Genomic DNA, 19,577 nt, shown 5'->3' on the forward strand with positions numbered 1-19,577 from the left:
TCGCCCACAATCTGACTGTACCACTGGATCATTATAAGCTTGATCACCCGTTTAATTCACGACACAAGAAGCGAAAACAAGCCTATGGTTGAGAAAATATCAACTCTGCAGCTCTAAAGGCTAGGTTGAAGACTTTGAAGAGACCCCACCAAAGTACCAATTTTAATCTTACTCTCTATTCGAACGGGAAATTTTCGATCGTCCTTCGTGAGCCAAATAAAAACATCCCCAGTCTTTTGAAACACACCATCTTGTTCAAATTCAATTTTCAGGACTGAGGTTTGGATATCTTTTTCCTTAAATTCAATGGATTCTTCCCTCACAACTTCTGCACGGAATAAGATATTCTTTCCAGAATCGGCAATCTTGAAAGTTATGATCTTTCCCTGCTTCAAGCTGAAAGTCCTCAGGTAAAAGATTGCACTCAAGACATTTTGAGAATAGGGCTCTATTTTCCATGAAATTTTCTTGTTCTCTTCTCCCTGATCGCTGGTAACTCGCTTCTCCCAGAAATCTGCTTCGAGTTTGGCAAAATCATAAACAGATCTACTTTCCTTAATCTGCTTTGACTCTTTTAAATGAACAGCAAGATTGTAAGGAGTCAATTCCTCGTAGTCTAAAAATGTTTCGGCCCAATCATCGACTGCGTAGATACGATCAAATAAACTATGGCTCTTAATCCGCATTAAAAAGTGATAAGCTTTTCTGCCATTGACCTCAACCAATGGGCGGGACTCCAGGGAAAGCTCGCCAGCTCTCATTCTGAAATAGCTCACTGAAAGAACAATTTTCTCTCCCTGTACGAAGGGATCAACAAGAGGTCCCTTGGACCCTTTTGCCAAACTTGCTTCTGCAGACTGAACCGACCCCTGTGATACCGGGGCTAAGTCACTCACGGGCTTAGTTTGAGGAATTTCCTTAACTCGAATCATTTTATCGTATTCTTCATTGATCTCTAGCTTTTCTACCTGTTTATATTGAAGTACGCCCGACGCACACGAGAAGAGAAGGCAAAGTAAATAAAAAAGGAGTCCCCTGTGGACGATTCTTTTAGATTTACCCAAATCAGGGCCCTCCGATTACTAGTGGGTGAACTTCTTCCATCGGCGATGAACCCACATCCATTGGTCCGGATGCAGCCTCACAATTTCCTCTATCTTATCATTAAACTTCTGAGTCATGTGTACAAGAGTGGACTCTTTGTTTTCCTGCTCTTCCCAGATTAATTCGTCCTCAATCATGATAATTCCTCGACCGTCGTCCTGCCTGTAAATATAAATGGGCAGGATTGGAGAATGAGTTTTTCGTGCAATTACGGATAACCCGAGAGCACTTCCCGTTTCAATACCAAAAAATTTCGTTTTTGCCCCAATAGGAGGACCCATAAATTGATCTTGAACAAAAATAACAAAATGATTGGCCTTCAGGGCCCGCAAAATATCAAAACTGCTATGACGGGCTTTGATGAAACGAGTGCCCATTTTTTCCCTTAGCCCAAACCATAGCCGATTGATCCACTCAATTTTAAATTCCTTGGAGATCAAATGAACTGGCAAGCCCTTGAGAGAAAGTGCAGCAGTTCCAAAATCGCCAGCTCCCAAATGACAGGTCAACAAGCAGACCCCACGCTCTCTCTTTTGCGCTTCCAACAACTTGTCATAACCATAAATAGTGAAATAGCGAGACAAATTCTGAGTCTTCAAGAAAGGAAAATAACAAAATTCCACAGCTGTCCGACCCATGTTACACAATGAACGGCGGCCAATTTTCAAATGTTCTTTATATGTAAGATTTGGAAATGCTCTTTGAAGATTTTCAAGAACAAGCTGGCGTCGGATACGTAAAATATCAAACCACAAAATACCAATGAGGTCTCCCAAGGCAAGTTGGATGCGCCTTGGCAACGAAATGACGCATAAACACATTCCTTTAACTAACCAAGCACAAGATTTCTGCATCCAATTTGTCACGCCCGTCTCCCCATAACAGCCCTAGCCTTGCTTCAAAGAGAAGCCCCGTGAGGTCACTGTGCCCAATGAGTTTGGTCAAATCTTTACTCGTTGTTAATACCTTATTTACTTGGGCCTTTTTTAGGTCACTCAGAATATTTTGCACGTCAGCTTGAGAATAATCATGATGATCTACAAAGATCGAATGTCCCCTTATCGAATAACCCGCCTGCTTAGCTAAGGATTCGAAGGATGAAGGATTTCCTATACCAGAAACAAGCCAAACGGCCTCAGCTTTTTTCAAGGCAATGCCGTCCGCAACTGAGCGCGTTTCCAACAAACTATAGCTCACCTCTATAATCCGATCCAACGAAACCCATTTCTCTACTGCCTGTCGCCAAGCCGCGCAGTTTTCTTCGCTGCCTAGATTTCTCTTATTGAGAACAACAAAGTGAGCTCTTTCCAAAGAACTCAGCCTCTCCCGCGCTCTCCCTTTCGGCAAGGAATTTAAATGCCAAAGTGGGGCTGAAAGATCACAAACCACAATGTCCATTTGTCTATGGAGCCGCCGGTGTTGAAAAGCATCATCGGCAAGGAACCATCTCACGGGTGTTTGCTCTAGGAGCATCTCGCCTGCCAAAACGCGATCAGGATGAACAAACACAGGAATATCAGGAAATCTTCTCGCCAACATTGTCGGTTCATCACCCCAGATCGGTATTGCATGAACATCAGATGAGACTCTCTGAACGCCCTTGTAAGATCCCTTGTATCCTCGACTGATAACGCCGACTGGGATTTTCAATTGCTGGGACCAGGCCACAAGGTCCGCAACAATGGGAGTTTTTCCTGTTCCACCGGCCGTGAGATTACCGACGCTGACAACAGGTACGCTCAGTTTGTGACTCAGACAGATACCCGAATCGTAGAACCAATTCCGCAAACTCATGACTCCCTGATAGAGAAAGCCAAAAGGATCAGAGTCCATGTTCAGAGGACCTTTCATCTTTCTGAATCCCATTTTTGGGAGATAAAAACATTTCCAATTCTTCTGCGACTCTGACTGTTGCTCCCTTTCTTCCAAGGCGATTTTTTGCTTCATGCATTTCAAGAGACATCTGCTGCCGCGCCTCTGGCGATTCGACAAGCAAACTCAGAGATTCTCCCAGAACTGTCGGGTTAGCACGATCCTGAAAAAACTCAGGACAAGTTTTCTTTGCCCAAAATCAAATTGATCATTCCAAAGTACGGGATGTGTTTCACAAATTTTTTTGCCAAATATGCTGTGAGAGAATTCATGCGATACATGATAATCATGGGCTTCTCGAGAAGACCCACCAGAAGCGTGGCGGTCCCACTAGCAGCGAGAACAACGTCTGTCATTTTCACCATGTCGATCGGAGACATCTGAATAATCCTCAACGGTATTTTAATATCACCCATAGCAAGCTGTAGTTTTTCCTTATCCAAAGTGGGTGCAACCAAGAGCGCCACTTTCAATCGTGGAAATTTTTTAAGAAGCCATTCGGCCGTTTCGAGCTGGATATGAAGATGATGCTTAATCTCTGATTCGCGACTTCCCGGCATAAGCCCCAAAAGCACGTCATCAGATTTGATTCCAAAGCGATTTCGGACACGGTCACTCTCTTCCTCATTAGAACCTACCTCATCCAACTCATCTAAAAGGGGGTGACCAACAAATTGGCATGGAACTTTATGATTATCATAAAACTCCTTCTCAAAAGGAAAGAGGACAAGCATTTTGTCTACGCACTTTTTGATGGTCTTGACCCTTCCCTGTCTCCAAGCCCAAACTTGCGGGGAAATATAATAAACGACAGGTATTCCCAATTTCTTGAGTTTTGCTGCTAGCCTAAGATTAAAATCGGGATAATCCAGCAATAAAGCGACATCAGGACGTCGCTTCTTCGCCTCTGCCAAAAGGCTGTTAAAGGCCCCCTTGATAATACCCCAATGAGAAATCACCTCTTGAATTCCCACAACGGCCATTTCCTCAGATTTGCCAAGGCGCTCAAATCCAAGATCTTCCATTGCTCTGGTTCCAACACCAAAAGCTCTCAAATCTCTATTTTGTCTTTTCCAATATTCAAGCAATCGCTGAGCATAGAGCGCACTTGAGGCCTCCGCTGCAACTACCAGCACCTGAAAACTCATTGGGCCACAACCCGCTCCCGACGCTGGCGTATTTCTCGATCAATCTGTTCGGCCAGTCTCAAAGCAACAAGCCCATCATGCCCACTCACGATAGGTGCGGTTTGCTTCTGAATACAATCGACAAAAGCTATCGTCTCCGCCATGAGGGCGTCACCTTTTTCCAGATTCCAACTCTGCTGCTCCAGAGGGACGTTTTCACCACTCCAATCTCCCGTTTTGGTCAGAAGAGCCACTTCTCCCCCTCCAAAATCCATTGATAAGTATTGATTGGCTTGAAAAACTCGAAATTTTCTCTCAGATTTTTGTGATACGCGAGAGGCGGTGATATTTGCAACTGCTCCACACTTAAATTCAACTCTCGCGTTTGCAATATCAATCTCCCTTGTCAAAACAGGAGTGCCGATCGCTGAGACCGCAACGGGCTCGCTATTAACCAAGGACAAGACCACATCAAGATCATGAATCATAAGATCGAGAACAACAGAGACGTCAAATCCGCGAGGTTTAAAGGGCGCAAGGCGGTGACATTCCATAAATAAGGGATTTTTTAATCTTTCCCTTACCGCAATAAAAGCCGGATTAAACCTCTCAATGTGTCCAACTTGGAGCTTCAAGCCATGTGTCTCGGCCAGCCGACAAAGCTCCTCACCCTCTTTGGAGTTCATCGTCATCGGCTTTTCAACCTGCACATGAACCCTATTTTCTAAAAAAAATTTAGCAATTTCAAAATGAGAGCTCGTGGTAGAAGCAACCGTCACCGCATCTACCTGACGAACTAGCGATTTATAGTCGGCAAATGATGGGACTCCCAGTTCACGCCCAACCTCCTGGCTCCTCTCCTTACTTGAATCGCAAACTCCCACCAAATCGACATTGGGTAGGGCCTTATATTTTTGGGCGTGGAATCGGCCCAAATATCCAACTCCAATGACGGCACACCGCAAGGGGCTCTGCTTCATCGAGCAATTCCCTTTTTGGACTGTCGAACAAAGTCCAATAATCTTCCAATTTCGTCAGAGGGTTGGCAAAGTCGCTCAATTTTCTCAACGGCCTCTTCAATTGTTCCCTCGCCTCTAATCAAAAATCGAATAGCCCGATGAATACTTTCTATTGTCTCCTTAGAATATCCAAAACGCTCCAAACCAATTTTATTCGTGGCCCTTATTGTCGCGTAATTGCCTGCGGCAATTGAATAGGGAAGAATATCCTTATTCACAGCCGTATCACCCGCAATATAACAGTGCGTACCCAAAGTGATAAACTGGCTAAATAAACACCCACCGCTGATTTTCACGTGGTCCTCAACTATGACATGCCCAGCAAATTGGGCACAATTGGCGACAACAACCTCATTGCCAATCTTGCAATCGTGAGCCAAGTGAACATAGGCCATAAAAAGGCAATCGTTACCAATGACCGTCGTACCTCCCCCTTTCGGAGTACCTAAGTTCAGGGTGCAAAACTCACGAATCGTATTATTGTCACCAATTACAAGCTTGGTGACTTCACCCTTATACGTGAGGTCCTGTGGGGGAGTTCCGACCGAAGCACCTTGAAGAAAGTGGTTACCGCTCCCAATTTCAACAATTCCGGCTTCATTTCCAATGACAACATGACTCTCGATCACACAGCCCTTCCCAATTTTGGTCTTTCCCTTGATCACGGAATAGGGTCCGATGGACACGTCCATCCGCTAAATCTGCCTCTTTTGAGACAATGGCTGTAGGATGTATAGACAATTTGCTCACTCCAGAAAATCAGTTGGACTGGGGACTCACGTCTGTCATATAGGCCATAATTTCGGCCTCAGCAACCTTTTGATGGTCCACCTCAATAAAGCAACCCATGAGAATCATATTCTTACGCTCGCGCAAAATTTCGGCCTTTATGATCATTGCATCTCCGGGAACAACGGGAACGCGAAATTTGGCATTTCTGATAAAGGCAATCGCCACATCCATTTGTGGATCCGTTGGTCGATATGCCGCCAACGCCCCCGCCTGAGCCATCGCCTCAATGAGAATAACGCCTGGCACCACTGATCGATGAGGAAAATGTCCCGTAAAAAAGTGCTCATTGATAGTCATGTTCTTAAGGGCAATAATTTTCCACCCCTCCCGCGAATTCGGAGAGGGACCTTCAGTTCTAGCAATAAGCTTATCCACGAAGAAAAAAGGATACCTGTGAGGAAGAATTTTTTTGAATTTGATCAGCCCTCATACCCGGTTCTAACGGAAATCCCATTCCCAACCCCAATTCATCTTTTCATAAAATGTAATTGTTCAACTTCGAAAACTATTTTGCCGCCTCGAAGTCCTTGATTAAGCGGTCCGTCAAGTCGACCTCTTTTACCGCAAAGAGAACATTCTGCTCAGACTTCTCCAAGACCATTGTGTACCCTTCCTTCTGCGCCACCTTTTCAAGAATTTCCCTCAGTTTTTTTACAATCGGCAAAGTCAAGTCACGCTCCTTCTTTTGAATCTCAAGCTGACTTTGACCAACCAATTCCTGATATTTCATCATCTGTGTCCGAATTTCATTGGTCTTTTTTTCCTTTACTTCATCAGAAAGAACCAACTTCTTTTTTTCGAAATCTTCATTCATTGCCTTAATATCGGCTTCCTTCTTTTCAAGTTCTTTCTTTTTCTTGTTGAATTCTGCTTCAAGGGTCTCTTTCGCTTTCTTCCCCACCGTGGTTGTTTGAATTGCTTTTTGCATGTCCACATAACCAAGCTTTAAGGGTGTCTCCGCCCAAACAGAAGCCGAAAGAGCGAACAATAGCATCCCGATAGCACTTTTGCCGAACCTTGAAAATATCACTTTTTTTACCTCACTTTAACCTGGTCAATAATTAGTCTATGAAACCCGCTCATTAAAACACAATTTAGAATGGAGCACCAATAGCAAATTGGAAGTTAATCGAATCCTCTCTGAACTGCAATTTCCTCTCAAATGGGAATCCCCATTCGAATCGAAGTGGACCGATCGGCGAAAACCAACGAAATCCAAATCCCGCATCGCTTCGAAAATCACTCAATGCCAGGGTATCATCGGCATTACCAATATCATAAAAAACAACGCCATTGATATTTGCCTCGGTAATGAGTGGGAACTGAAATTCAAGGTTGTAATAGAATTGTTGAGTTCCGCCATAAGGACGAAGCGCCGTGTAGCTCGCATACTGATCGCCTGCTGCTATCGCTTCATCATAGGCCTTCTGACTCCTGACCTTTTTCCCTATCGAAAACCAATCATATCCACGAAGACTGTTCGCTCCTCCCAATAAAAATAATTCGTTAAAGGGCTCGCTCTTACCTGGATCATTGGATTGAATGAAACCATAAGTTAAATTGTTTCGCCATATCAAGTCCCAAAACAGCCTCTTGTAATACCTGAAGGTTCCGAAACCTTTGTGTAAGAAAGATCCCCACCGATCCCCGCATATTCAAGGTTTAAGCTTGAAAAGAGACCGTCTTTCGGTGCAAATCGATCATCTCGCTTGTCATATTCGAGTGTCACAGTCACAGAACTGGTGACACCGTTAACTGTTTCAACAGGAAAAATGGTCGGATCGCCTTCACTGCTCAGTTCAATATCCGTGTCGTCAATTTTATAACGCAAAAAGCCTTTGAGATACGGAGCGAGAGGATGCCCAATTCGAACCGCTCCTCCATTCTTAGTTTCTTGATACTCACTCAAAATACGTCGACTCTGATAAGCGTCAAATCCCACCGACCACTCGGTATCCCTAAAGTAGGGTTCGGTAAAGTTGATGTTAAACTGAGACTGTTTCTTACTGAGATCAAGGGAAACGCTTAATTTCTGCCCTTTGCCCAGCAAATTTGTCTGGCTGACCTGGCCATTAAATACAAAGCCCGCGTAGGTACTGTACCCTGCTCCAACTTGTATTGTTCCTGTGTTTCTCTCCTTGACGACAATGTCGATATCCATTCGATCATTGTTTCCTTTTGGAGTTCTACTATTGAAAGTGACGTCTTCAAAATAGCCGAGACGCTTGACGTTGGCTATGGACTCTCGCTTGCGAGTCTCATTGTAAAGCTCTCCTTCGTTTATCTGAAATTCGCGCCGAACAACCTTGTCCCGCGTTTTTGTATTCCCCAATACATTGATTCGTCCAATATAAACTTTATTGCCCTTGTCTATTTCAAAGGTAACATCCACCCTCTTGTCTTTTTCTCGAATTGAGGTCCGAGGAATAATATTGGCGAAAGCGTAACCCAGATCACCGTACTTTGCCTGCAAGACGCGTAAGTCATTTTGCAGAGTCTCATAGACGAACTGGTTGCCCTCCTTAATGCCCACTTGGGCCATCAATTCTTCGTTGGAAAATAAGAGATCTCCCGTGAAATCAACCCCACCAATGTCAAATTGGTCACCTTCATCAACCCGAATTGTGATGTAGATGCCCTTTTTGTCTGGGGTTACATAAACCTGAGGGCGATCTATTTTCACCTGAACAAATCCCTCATTAAAGTAAAGAAAATTCAAGATCTGCATGTCCCGATCAAAGGCGTCTTGCTTAAAAGATCCGGACCCCCCCAAAAAACTAAAAAAACCACCTTCCTGAGTGGCCATCACTGATTTTAACTTGCCGCTCCTCAGCTTTTTGTTCCCAATGAAGCTCACACGCTTCACTTTTACCATTTCATTTTCTTCGATATCGAATCGCAGATTAACGCTCTCATTTTCCTTTACAGTCACTAGGCTGTGATTGATGCGGGCTAAAAAATACCCTTTTTCTTCGTAAAGTTTTTCCATTTTCTGAACGGCTTCTCGAATCTTAGTGTAATCGAGTATCTGATAGGCTTTCAAACCCGAAGCTTCAGACAAAGCTGTGTCATCCACTTCGGAATTACCCTTGTATTCAATCGAAACAATCGAAGGCTTTTCGACCACGGTATAGGTCAAAACAGCTCCATCCCCTCTGTCTTCCTGGTCAACAACAACATCGTAAAAAAAGCCGGATTTAAAGAGTTCCTTCACGTCCTGTCGAATCTTCTCGGAACTCAAAGGTTCACCTTCAAGTGTTTTCAGACGGGCTCGAATGGCATCCTCTTCGATCTTTCTATTCCCTTTGATAGCAATTTTTCGAACAATTAAAATGGTGGGATGAATGGGAGCGGCCTTACTGACAGAAGTTACCTTTTTTGAAGAGCGACGAGCAGCAGGCTCCCGCGCTCCCTCGATCTCCTGTCCCAAGACCGCATGCAAGGGAACAATCATTGCCATCAATAAGCCAACTACGAGTCTCGTCAAGGTGAGAAATTCCTAATGGTTTTAAATACTTAAAGTCAGACTGAGACCGGAGCCTAGCCCGAAGCGGCGGGTTTGTCAAAATCTGCGAGAAGGGATGTTTCCATTTTTTTTCAGCAACGCACATTGCCGTCAAGCAAAACCCCTATAAACTCCCTGTAACACATTAAACTGGCCCACGTAATTGTTGTTCCAAACTCCAAGGGCGCCTGGCTCCGTGAGTCTTGAATACAACAGATTCACCGAAGGCTTTCGGCCAAGCCGCTGCATTAAAATCAAGATCCTTAAAACCTGGTGTACAACGAAAGCTTCCATAAACCTTGAGTATCATATGTCATGATCGCCTTCCGAAGTTGGAATCCTTGGTTGGCCCGCAAGCCTTCGGTGATTCGGTTGTGTCCAAAAACACAGGGAGCTGGCTGAAGCAATCTCAGGGGTTCAGGATCGAGTTCGGCTTGGTGCAGTGCTCACAACGTGAGCGCTGCTGCCGGACGTATGTTTGAAGATCCTGAACCCCTGAGATTGCTTCAGCCAGGCGCCCTTGGAGTTTGGAACAACAATCAAGTGGGCCAGTTTATGTTATGTAAAGAGAGCCGTGGCGTCCTTCACCCAGAGCCCATCTTTCATCCGATGCACCCGAGGAAACTGAGAGGCAAACTCCTGGTCATGCGTGACGACCACTAAAGTCAGCTCCAACCTCTGCTTGAGTTCAAAAAATAATTCCTGGATGCGGTGACTGTTCTTGGTGTCAAGATTCCCTGTTGGCTCATCGGCGAGCAGAATCTCTGGCTCGTTCAGAAGAGCTCTCGCTATAGCCACTCGTTGCTGCTCTCCCCCGCTCAATTCGGAAGGAAAGTGGTCTTTCCTGTCCATCATTCCCAACGTGGCCATGAGTTCTTCCGCCCGCTCTCGTGCCATTCGCTTTGAGCCTCCGCCAATGCGGGCAGGCATCATCACGTTTTCAATGGCAGTAAACTCTCCCATCAAGTGGTGAAATTGAAACACGAATCCAAGCTTTGAATTTCGAAATTTGGCCAAGTCTTCGTCTGATTGACGAAACAGATCCTTACCTCGATAGAGAACAGTACCCATGGAAGGCTTGTCGAGTGTTCCCATGATATGTAGCAAAGTGCTCTTTCCAGCTCCACTCGCACCCACGATGCATACTGCGTCCCCCTTGTTCACATTCAAATCAATTCCCTTGAGAATATCCAAACGCCCAGATCCCATAGGATAAAATTTTTGAATACCACGCGCTGAGAGCATAGGTAGGCCATCAATCATAACGAAGTCCTTCCACAGGAGGTAATTTTGCCCCACGCCTGGCTGGGGCCAATGTCGCAAGGTAACAGATCAACATGGAGACACCAAAAATAGCAGAGAGATCCGTCAATCTGAATTCAATGTCGACTCTTTCTAATTTATAAACTTCACCAGGAAGAAGCCCCCAGCGTTTTTCTGCGTAGAGAAAACCAAAACTCAAAGCGGCTCCGAGAAGAAGCCCCATGAGGGCGCCAATCCCACCGATGAGGAGACCTTGAATCGTGAATAATTTCACTAAAAACTTCTGCGTTGCACCTAAAGTCTTCAAAATCGAAATATCTCCAAATCGCCGCATGACACTGACAAAAAGGGTGCTGGAAATATTGAAACAGGCCGCGATAACCATGATCAACAAAACAAAAAATATAACAAGCTTTTCAAGTTTTACGGCCTCAAACAAATTGCGATTGACATCCTCCCAGTCGCGAGTCCAATAGGAGTGACCCAAAGTTTGACTGAGGGCAAAGGCAACTTCCTTTGCCTTGTCATCATCGTCAAGCTTCAGTCTGTATCCCATAATCTGATCACCAATCTGTGCAAAATCCTGAGCAGCCGACAGTTGGGTCAATACAAATCGTTGATTCCAATCGTGACGACCTAGGTCCAAGATGCCTCTCACAAAAAATTTTTTGAGCCGAGGGTGAATTGATGAATTGTCAAATTCTCCCGACAGAGGAATGACCACCCGAAAAACATCACCAACAGAAAGATGAAAAGACTCTGCCAAGCCTCGACCCACAAGTGCACCATCAACACCTTCGGCGTTGACCCCAAAGGCAAACTCCCCTCCAACTATTCTATTTTTCAATCGAAGTACATTCTCGTAAGTAGCGGGATCAATACCCTGGACGACAACTCCGGCCACTTTTTTTTGGTGAGCAATGACTGCCTCAAGATATACAAAAGGAGTTTCGGCCTTTATATGGGATGATGTATTGTGTATCTGATCAAGAAACTCCTTCCTGTCGTTAATGGGCGAGCCTCTCTTCATGACCAGAACGTGCCCCACAGAATCAATCACTGAATTTTTTAATGTTGTCTCAAATCCGCTGACTACGGCCATTGCGACGACCATTGAGGCCACCCCAATCACAAGGCCAAAAATACTTAAGATAGTGGTGAGGTTTAAAAACTTTTGACCAGACCGAAAAAATTTCCAAACTAGCCAAAGCTGATACACTAACCACCACCGGTTGAAGTTGAAACTGTGGCTTGAGACTTGAGAAATGCCTCAATAAATTCATCCAGATGACCATCCAGCACACGATCGGGATTCCCCGATTCTGCATCCGTCCGATGATCCTTCACCATCTTATAGGGATGTAAAACATAGGAACGAATCTGACTGCCCCATTCGTTCTCAGCCTTCGCACCCTCAATCATTTCCTTTTCCTTTTTGGACTCCGTTCATTCTGACACTGGACGACCACTCCAGTTGGCAAGTGCGTGATCCTCACGGCAGAATCAGTTCTATTCACGTGCTGACCACCGGCCCCGCCAGAACGATAGGTATCAATGCGAAGATCCTCATCTTTGATGACTATCTCAATGTCATCTTCAACCTCAGGCCAGGCGTAAACGGAGGCAAAGCTAGTGTGGCGTCTTGCGTTAGAATCGAAGGGGCTAATTCTTACCAAGCGATGAACTCCTGACTCTGATTTCAAATTCCCGAAGGCATAGGGCCCCTCAACCAGAAGCGTGGCAGATTTAATTCCGGCACCCTCACCATCGGTAAGAGCCAAGGTTTCTAATCGATAGCCCTTTTGTTCCGCATACCGAATATACATTCGATAGAGCATCTGAGCCCAATCGCAGGCCTCTGTTCCTCCGGCTCCTGCATTGATGCTCAAATAAGCACTGTTCAGGTCCGTCTCCCCGCTCATGAGTACCTTTAACTCAAAACCTCGAATCACAGAGCCAAGACTTGCGAGCTCTTGCTCGATTTCCTCGAAAGATTTTTCATCTTCTTCCTCGACAGCCATTTCCAGAAGAACGCCGGCGTCTTCAATTCTTTGGTTGAGAGTATGCCAATCAGACACAGATTTTTCTAGAAACACCTTCTCGGAATTAATTTTCTGCATTTCTTTGTGATTGTTCCAGATGGCCGGATTTTGAGCTTGCTGTTCTAATTCCTCTGCTCTCTTCCTTTTTCCCGCGATGTCAAAGATACCCCCTCAGATCAAGGGTTCTGACCTTATACTCATTCAATTGGGATCTTACTTCTGCTAAGTCTGTTGCTATCGACATGATTGCTCCTTCTGGTCCCACAAACACCAGAGACTAGCAAATCAAAGACTATCAGGCAACCACTGCCTGATTCATCGATGCCTCTGACAAAATTTTTCCCAAATTTCATCCTGAATTTTAAACATGCGCTGGGCATCGCGTTCAGATTTCTCATGCTCAAAACCTAACAGATGCAAAAGACCATGCAAAATAAGATAGGACAACTCCTCCTTGATTCCTAAATGATGCTCCCTTGCCTGACGACGAACGACATCAAGAGAAATTACCAGCTCCCCCAAACTGTCGTCATCAGTACCAGCGAAGCTAAGAACGTCCGTCGCGTAGTCTTTCTTTCGATACTTACGATTCAATTGCCGGGCTTCCGAGACAGAGAGAAACACAATCACTACCTGAGATACCTTTCCTGTGCCCTTTATTTTTCTTTTGGCGAGAGTCCTCAGGAAATAACTCACACACAAATCTGTAAAGGCTCTCGGTACTCGGCCCGGAGTGCGATTAATTATGAGGCAGTTCATGCCGTGTGAGCACCCTTCTTCTCGGACTTGACAACAGAGGCTTGCTGTTGAGACGAAGACTTCCCAGAACCATATTGGTACGGGTTCGTTTGAGGATAATCAATGCGCTGATGATAGATACCAAGCAAAATCCGTTTAAAGGATTTCTCGATGACGGATAAATCTGCCAAAGTCAGATTGCATTCGTTCAACTGACCGTCGAGAAACTTTCCCTGAATAATATTTTTGACCAAATTCTGAAGTCGTGTCGCCGTTGGCTCATCTAATGATCGCGCTGCCGCTTCTATGCTGTCAGCTAACATCACCAGAGCAGCTTCACGAAACTGCGGTTTGGGACCAGGATAACGAAAATCATCTTCAATGACCTGATCCACATTTCTATCGGCTTCATCTAAAGCCTTATTGTGAAAATAGGAAATCAATGTTGTGCCATGGTGCTGAAGAACCCCGTCAATGATTGGCTTACCAAGTTTGTGCTTGAGTCCCATTTCAACCCCATCTTTAACATGGGCAATGAGAATGGTCTTAGAGAGATAGGGAGAAATGTGATCGTGAGGATTATTTCCCTGCCTCTGATTTTCAATAAAGTATTGGGCATGCGGCATCTTCCCGATATCGTGATAATAAGACATTACTTTGCCCAAAAGAGCATTGGCACCAATCTCCTTCGCGGCAGCTTCCACCATGCTTCCCACAACAAGTGAGTGGTGATAGGTCCCTGGTGCTTTGACGATCATTTCCTGCATCAACGGATGATTGAGATTACTCAACTCCAATAGTTTTACATCCGTCGTGTAATTAAATCCCGTTTCGAGGAGAGGAACGATCATCATCGCCACCATTGAAGAGAGTAACCCACCCAACAAACCAGCCGGCACATTCCAAAGAAGATCATTCAAAAGAGCCTCGCTCCCGATTCCCTGGATGAGCGTGAAAAACGCGATAATCAGAGCCTGAATCAAACCTGTCCGAATTCCCGCCAAATAGATGTCGTTTCTCTTTTTGCAAGCGTAAACACCGCGGGCAGCCGCCACTCCCCCAATCAGCGAAACCATTAAGAAACTAAAATTAAAATCCACCATAATGGCCCCAGCCGTGGCGATAAAGGCTGTAAAAAGCCACACCACCTCACCCGAACTGATCACCAACCCCACGAGCATTGGTCCCGCTGCAAAGGGGGCCGCGTAAAGAAAAACACTCGGAGGAATCAATTTGCCATACTTTACAACAAATGCTGCATCCGTCATGAATAGAAACACTTTGGCAAGGAAAACTACCACCACTGTCACTAAGGCCATGACGGCGAAATCTCTATTTTCTACTTTGATTCTCTTTTGAGTGAATCGGCGAGAGTACGAAAAAAAGACGAGAATCAAGGTCAAGAACAAAAGGGCTGTCACCAGAGAAATAAAATCACTGCGCCGATCAGACTTTAAGTTTCGGATCTCTCCCAACAAAGTGACGTGAATCTGTTGAACAACAGCTCCCTCAGCAATGACCGTCTGGTTTTTTGCAACGCTGAGTTGAACAGGCAAAACAGAATTCCGGGCCTTGAGCTTTCGTGCTGTTGTTTCCTGTCGATTAAATGTCAAATTTGGAACCAGAAGGGAAAACGATAAGCTGAGCAAATGCTTTGCATCTTTCGGAGACAGTTGGTCCGCTCCTGGAATTCCCTCAAGATTAAAATTTTTTCGAGTTCTTAAATCCTTGAGTTCTCCTCTGACAGAGGTATATTCTTCGCCGCCTCCTTCACGATCAACCACTCTCACGGTCAGAGCTGAATCCGGCGCTGAAAGCAGATTATTGGACTCATCTATTATGCGGAAATTCGACCATTTACTGATTGCCTCTATAAGAATATTTTCAAGGCGTGCACTGAATCGCCTTTCAATGAGCCACTGAAAGAGAATATCTGACACTCCATAACCCAGCTCCTGTTCAAAAACCTTCTTATTTTGAAAGAATTTACTTTCTACATCCTCACGTTTGGACTCGCTGACCGGCCATTCGACACTTTTCACAAGCAAACGCATATGCCGCCACGATTTATAAATATTTCGCGACAGATTTTCATAAACGTCTGGATCGTAGTCAAATACTGGCAGCACGCCTTGTTCTGCCTCTTTTCTCTTTACTTCGGTGGCTATTTCATCCACAATTTGAAACCCGATGGGCGATTTGATATCTGAAGTCGCTACATCGCCTACCTGCAGGAAGTAGGGAAAATCAATGTCCCAAAAAAGCAGGGATGAAAGAAAAATTGAGAAAGAGAGCAACAAGGCCAAGCGCCGAAACTTAAACTGAGAATCCACCCTGTGGATGATCTTTCCAACCAGAGTCTGCTCAAAGCCCAATTTATCAACCCACTCCAAAAATCGACGAGAGTGGTCAATATACTTGGTTCGAGAATGAATTTCATTTTTACGCTTATCTTTACCCAAAGATCATGATTTCCTTAGTAAACTGCTCTATCTATTTTTCGGTATGCCCACGAAAAAAGATGCAAGTTCCTCGACTCAGTGGCATGAATCCGGACTTAAAGATAGACAATTGTCTCTCACATTTAAAGTCAAGGTGTGTAAAGGTGTTTAAGTGGCGTCTGAAATCCCAAAAAATCTAAATGATTTCAATTCATTAATAAATATTGTCGCCTCTTTGCGGGGACCTCATGGTTGCCCCTGGGACCAAGAGCAGACACACCAAAGTCTCTCTCGCTTTGCGATAGAAGAAGCCCATGAGCTGGCGGAGGCCATTGACAGTGGCCTAGACGAACATGTGATCGAGGAGCTCGGTGATCTGATGCTTCAAGTTGTTCTCCACAGTGAGATTGCCCGCCAAGAAAAGCGTTATAGTATCGAGGATGTTATTTCAAATGTTTGCAAAAAAATGGTCCGCAGGCACCCGCACGTCTTTGGCGACCTCAAAGTCCAAGGAAGCAAGGAGGTCCTAAGCAACTGGGCAAAGATAAAGGCCGAGGAGAAAGGGCTTCGAGAGGATTTTATCGAACTTCGTAATCCTGAAAAAATGCCCTCCCTCATCACAGCTCACAAAATTGGAGAAAAGACCGCCGAATATCATTTTGACTGGCAAGAACCTAAGGAAGTAATGGCTAAGATTGAAGAGGAGCTCGAGGAATTAAGGTCCGCACTGGCATCCAAAAAATCAGACGAGATTGAACATGAGATAGGAGACCTGCTCTTTAGCCTTGCCCAACTCGCCCGCCATCTTGAGATGGACGGAGAATCTGCGCTCCGAAAAACAAACCACCGGTTTACCCAACGATTCAAAAAAATGCAGGAGTTCTCTCGTCAGGACAATAAGACTTTCACTGAACTATCAAAGATGGAATTGGAATTGTACTGGTCCAAAGCCAAACAAACTGAAACAAGCACGCAACAAGAATTTCCTGAGTGAGTCTATATTCCCAAGTGAATCTATTTTCCTAAGTGAATCTACGTTTAAACAATTGAATAAACTGTCGCGCTTCCCTTACCCCAAAGTAAGCAGAAATGAATATGTATAGAGCTGCGCCTGGTCCAACGAGGATGGCTAGCTTCAGGCTTTTGATAAGACTACCTGCCTCAGGCAAAAGGCCAGAAAGCAACAAATGCATGCCCCAAAGCCAAACTCCCATCACGACTAGACCGGGAATCCATTTGAAGGAAGCCAACAAAATCTGCGCAACACCAAGTGGACCTATCATTCTTCGGTAACAGAGAGTTAGAATCAAAACATTGAAGATTCCGGAAAGGGTCGTGGCACCCACCAAACCCATAAGTCCAAAGGACCTTGTCATCAAAACAGCCACACCCAAATGAAAAAGGAGGGTTAAACCTGAAACGACCGCCGGCAACCAAGTATTTTTTCGGGCATAAAAGCTAGGAACTAAAACTCGACTAAAGCTCGACGCCAAGAGCAAAATTGTGTAAATTTGAATGACTTTGGCCGTAACAGTGGCATCCACTTTTGAAAACTGACCTCGCATAAACAAGGCCTCTGACAGAGGCTGCGCCACAAGAAAAAGTCCCACCGCGCACGGGACCGTCAGAAAAAGGAGAAATTGGAGATGGTCAGTAGCCGACTGAAGCATTTCCTGAAATTTTCTTTCTGCATTGAGTTGAGAGAGACTCGGAAGCATGGCGGCCCCAAGGCTCACGGCAATGATCGCCTGAGGCAATTCAAGAATCCTATCCCCCCAATAAATATAAGAGTGAGCCCCTTCGGGTAGTTCACTTGCTAAATTAACATTTACGATGGCGATAATTTGCAAGACTCCCAAGCCCGCTACTCCTGGCACCATATTCATCAAGACCCGCTTCACGCTTGGAACGCTCCACGGCTTCCATCTTAAGCGCGGAAGAAGCCCCATCTTCCAAAGCAAATGTGCCACAAGAAGCATCTGGCCCAAACCACCGACAAGGACTCCCCATGCCAAAAACTCTCCCGCAGGACGCTGTGCAAAACCATCGGGAATCAAGGCAAAAATAATGAAAATAGCATTAAATAAAGCCGGAGCAAGGGCCGGAATGAGAAACTTCTTTGAGGCATTCGCAATCGCCATGTAAAAGGCAAAGAGAGTCACAAAAAATACGTAGGAAAACATGACTCGAGCAAGCCATATGGTGGTATCAAGCTTTCCCGCAACGGCATTGTAGCCATCCCCCCCAACAAGTACACTCATCAATTGGGGCATCCAAATGATGCCAACAGCTGACAAAATTCCCGTCAATAAAACAAGAAGAGTAAATATGCCGCTCGCCAGGGCGGCGGCCTCGGAGCCAACCGTTTCAGATGAGGTCGCCTTATCTGCAGTTTTGCGATCTATGTAGATGGGCATGAAACTAACGGAGAGAGAACCCTCGCCCAACACCCTCCGAAACAGGTTCGGCAAACGAAATGCGACGACAAAAGCATCGGTTACCGTTCGGGAAAAATAGGAGGCAAGCACGATGTCGCGAGCCAATCCCAGGATTCGACTCACGATCGTGCCTACGGACATAGCCCCGGCGGACCTCATAACAGATTGTTTTCCCTCACGCTTTTCCAAAAGGCCTGCTCATTTCCCTTCTCCGGCTTTATGGGCTCTCCACTTGCGCTCCGCCCCAGTCCATGATATGTCCGGACGATGAGTGTGTTTAAGAGTGTATCTTTATTCAGTTTTTTCCCGTAAGACTCTCAATTACATAGAGTTAATCATTGGAGGTTATAATTGGCAAATCATAAGTCAGCCGCAAAACGGGCCCGCCAGACAGTAGCAAAAACAGCACGCAACTCACGCGGAAAGAGTTCCGTTCGAACCTATGAAAAGAACCTAAGAAAGGCCTTGGAGCTAGGAGATAAAAATTCAGTTCAGCAGTTACTGGTTTTGTTCTCTTCTAAAGCAGGAAAAGCGGCCCAAAAGGTGTTTGCACAGCTAAATCTGTCTCAAGAAAAATTGGCAGACTTTCTAAACAGGTTCACCAGCTGGTTTCATCCAAATAATTTTCGTTTCCAAAACTTTCTCTCACTGAATGATTAACACAATAAAATCTGCTATTCGGGTTGCATGACAACCCTGAATAGCCTCAAAATTGATTGGGGTTAAGCATTATACTTAGGGGTTTTCAGTTTCGGCCGCCATTTTAGAGGCAACATATATTCTGATTCTTCTTTTCATCTGAAAGTCTAAATTTTGAAACTCAATTCCGAATTTCTTTCCTTGGGGATGACAGTAACGCACAACCCCTCTCACGACCACATATTTGGAATCAAGCAAAAGAAACGTGAGAAGGACTAGCTGATTTTCGTACATTGGAGTATTCGATCCGATGAGCATTCCTCCCTCACCAATTTCCCAGCTGTTTCCAATGTAATATTGACCTTTAAGCATAATCCCAATTTGGCGCACAAAAACACGACGAGGAACTCTCCGTCGTTTTCTGCCGCTCTCCGCGGTCTGGCCTTCTATATTTATTTCTTCTGTTATCGCCATATTTGCCCATGCCAAATGCAATTCCGCACGTATGCTGGACCTATCGGCACAATATCGAGTGATCTTAATACTCTACTCTGCACTACCGGCAAAGAATGTCGCATTTCGCCTCAATCTGTCCCC

Annotated in this window: 16 protein-coding genes and 3 pseudogenes; 2 read left to right on the forward strand and 17 right to left on the reverse strand. The window is 45.1% G+C overall.

Annotated features, from left to right (window positions below; all coding sequences use genetic code 11):
* Positions 1-113 precede the first annotated feature (113 nt).
* From IPJ71_12320 to IPJ71_12390, 15 genes and pseudogenes are all read right to left on the reverse strand, one after another.
* Positions 114-1,064 carry a DUF3108 domain-containing protein gene (locus tag IPJ71_12320; GenBank protein MBK7844461.1) on the reverse strand — a complete coding sequence of 317 codons (951 nt, stop codon included), beginning with the start codon at positions 1,062-1,064 and terminating at the stop codon, positions 114-116.
* A gap of 18 nt (positions 1,065-1,082) precedes the next feature.
* Entirely contained in the window at positions 1,083-1,970 is an 888-nt protein-coding gene (locus tag IPJ71_12325; protein ID MBK7844462.1) for a lysophospholipid acyltransferase family protein, read from the reverse strand.
* Positions 1,930-3,051, reverse strand: coding sequence for a tetraacyldisaccharide 4'-kinase (gene lpxK / locus IPJ71_12330; protein ID MBK7844463.1), 1,122 nt, complete (start codon positions 3,049-3,051; stop codon positions 1,930-1,932). The genes IPJ71_12325 and lpxK overlap by 41 nt, the downstream gene beginning before the upstream one ends.
* Before the next feature lie 98 nt (positions 3,052-3,149).
* A complete protein-coding gene (gene lpxB, locus IPJ71_12335) occupies positions 3,150-4,124 on the reverse strand; it encodes a lipid-A-disaccharide synthase (GenBank protein ID MBK7844464.1) in 975 nt (324 codons plus the stop codon).
* On the reverse strand, positions 4,121-5,083 hold the full coding sequence (locus tag IPJ71_12340; GenBank protein ID MBK7844465.1) for a Gfo/Idh/MocA family oxidoreductase: 963 nt from the start codon (positions 5,081-5,083) through the stop codon (positions 4,121-4,123). The genes lpxB and IPJ71_12340 overlap by 4 nt, the downstream gene beginning before the upstream one ends.
* Positions 5,080-5,872: pseudogene (gene lpxA, locus IPJ71_12345) on the reverse strand (acyl-ACP--UDP-N-acetylglucosamine O-acyltransferase). The gene IPJ71_12340 and the pseudogene lpxA overlap by 4 nt, the downstream one beginning before the upstream one ends.
* A gap of 9 nt (positions 5,873-5,881) precedes the next feature.
* Positions 5,882-6,289: a 3-hydroxyacyl-ACP dehydratase FabZ gene (gene fabZ, locus IPJ71_12350; GenBank protein MBK7844466.1), complete on the reverse strand. Its 408-nt coding sequence runs from the start codon at positions 6,287-6,289 to the stop codon at positions 5,882-5,884.
* 130 nt (positions 6,290-6,419) lie between these two features.
* A complete protein-coding gene (locus IPJ71_12355) occupies positions 6,420-6,908 on the reverse strand; it encodes an OmpH family outer membrane protein (GenBank protein ID MBK7844467.1) in 489 nt (162 codons plus the stop codon).
* A 100-nt stretch (positions 6,909-7,008) separates the two neighbouring features.
* Entirely contained in the window at positions 7,009-7,491 is a 483-nt protein-coding gene (locus tag IPJ71_12360) for a BamA/TamA family outer membrane protein (GenBank protein MBK7844468.1), read from the reverse strand.
* Positions 7,488-9,401 (reverse strand): outer membrane protein assembly factor BamA, encoded by a 1,914-nt coding sequence (gene bamA / locus IPJ71_12365; protein MBK7844469.1) that lies wholly within the window; start codon positions 9,399-9,401, stop codon positions 7,488-7,490. The genes IPJ71_12360 and bamA overlap by 4 nt, the downstream gene beginning before the upstream one ends.
* Positions 9,402-9,977: 576 nt before the next feature.
* A complete protein-coding gene (locus IPJ71_12370; GenBank protein MBK7844470.1) occupies positions 9,978-10,664 on the reverse strand; it encodes an ABC transporter ATP-binding protein in 687 nt (228 codons plus the stop codon).
* A gap of 10 nt (positions 10,665-10,674) precedes the next feature.
* On the reverse strand, positions 10,675-11,901 hold the full coding sequence (locus IPJ71_12375) for an ABC transporter permease (protein MBK7844471.1): 1,227 nt from the start codon (positions 11,899-11,901) through the stop codon (positions 10,675-10,677).
* A pseudogene (gene prfB / locus IPJ71_12380) lies at positions 11,901-12,968 on the reverse strand (peptide chain release factor 2). The gene IPJ71_12375 and the pseudogene prfB overlap by 1 nt, the downstream one beginning before the upstream one ends.
* 71 nt (positions 12,969-13,039) lie before the next feature.
* Positions 13,040-13,483, reverse strand: coding sequence for an rRNA maturation RNase YbeY (ybeY, locus tag IPJ71_12385; protein MBK7844472.1), 444 nt, complete (start codon positions 13,481-13,483; stop codon positions 13,040-13,042).
* Positions 13,480-15,924 (reverse strand): HDIG domain-containing protein, encoded by a 2,445-nt coding sequence (locus IPJ71_12390; protein ID MBK7844473.1) that lies wholly within the window; start codon positions 15,922-15,924, stop codon positions 13,480-13,482. The genes ybeY and IPJ71_12390 overlap by 4 nt, the downstream gene beginning before the upstream one ends.
* Before the next feature lie 151 nt (positions 15,925-16,075).
* Here IPJ71_12390 and mazG point away from each other — a divergent pair, with 151 nt between their 5' ends.
* A complete protein-coding gene (gene mazG, locus IPJ71_12395) occupies positions 16,076-16,897 on the forward strand; it encodes a nucleoside triphosphate pyrophosphohydrolase (GenBank protein ID MBK7844474.1) in 822 nt (273 codons plus the stop codon).
* Between the two features lie 28 nt (positions 16,898-16,925).
* Here mazG and murJ read toward each other — a convergent pair whose 3' ends face one another.
* Positions 16,926-18,530, reverse strand: a complete 1,605-nt coding sequence (gene murJ, locus IPJ71_12400) for a murein biosynthesis integral membrane protein MurJ (protein MBK7844475.1) — start codon at positions 18,528-18,530, stop codon at positions 16,926-16,928.
* 162 nt (positions 18,531-18,692) lie between these two features.
* Between murJ and rpsT the strand changes: the two are divergent.
* Positions 18,693-18,964, forward strand: a pseudogene (gene rpsT / locus IPJ71_12405) (30S ribosomal protein S20).
* A 112-nt stretch (positions 18,965-19,076) separates the two neighbouring features.
* Here rpsT and IPJ71_12410 read toward each other — a convergent pair.
* Positions 19,077-19,469: a PilZ domain-containing protein gene (locus tag IPJ71_12410; GenBank protein ID MBK7844476.1), complete on the reverse strand. Its 393-nt coding sequence runs from the start codon at positions 19,467-19,469 to the stop codon at positions 19,077-19,079.
* Positions 19,470-19,577: the final 108 nt, after the last annotated feature.

The sequence above is a fragment of the Bdellovibrionales bacterium genome (genome assembly GCA_016714165.1).
Lineage (GTDB): Bacteria > Bdellovibrionota > Bdellovibrionia > Bdellovibrionales > UBA1609 > JADJVA01.

Bases quoted from the DNA above. Each gene is read 5' to 3' on its own strand.
- lpxK (MBK7844463.1), bottom strand. From the start codon at position 3,051: ATGAAGCAAAAAATCGCCTTGGAAGAAAGGGAGCAACAGTCAGAGTCG.
- lpxB (MBK7844464.1), bottom strand. From the start codon at position 4,124: ATGAGTTTTCAGGTGCTGGTAGTTGCAGCGGAGGCCTCAAGTGCGCTC.
- IPJ71_12340 (MBK7844465.1), bottom strand. From the start codon at position 5,083: ATGAAGCAGAGCCCCTTGCGGTGTGCCGTCATTGGAGTTGGATATTTG.
- IPJ71_12355 (MBK7844467.1), bottom strand. From the start codon at position 6,908: ATGCTATTGTTCGCTCTTTCGGCTTCTGTTTGGGCGGAGACACCCTTA.
- IPJ71_12370 (MBK7844470.1), bottom strand. From the start codon at position 10,664: ATGCTCTCAGCGCGTGGTATTCAAAAATTTTATCCTATGGGATCTGGG.
- ybeY (MBK7844472.1), bottom strand. From the start codon at position 13,483: ATGAACTGCCTCATAATTAATCGCACTCCGGGCCGAGTACCGAGAGCC.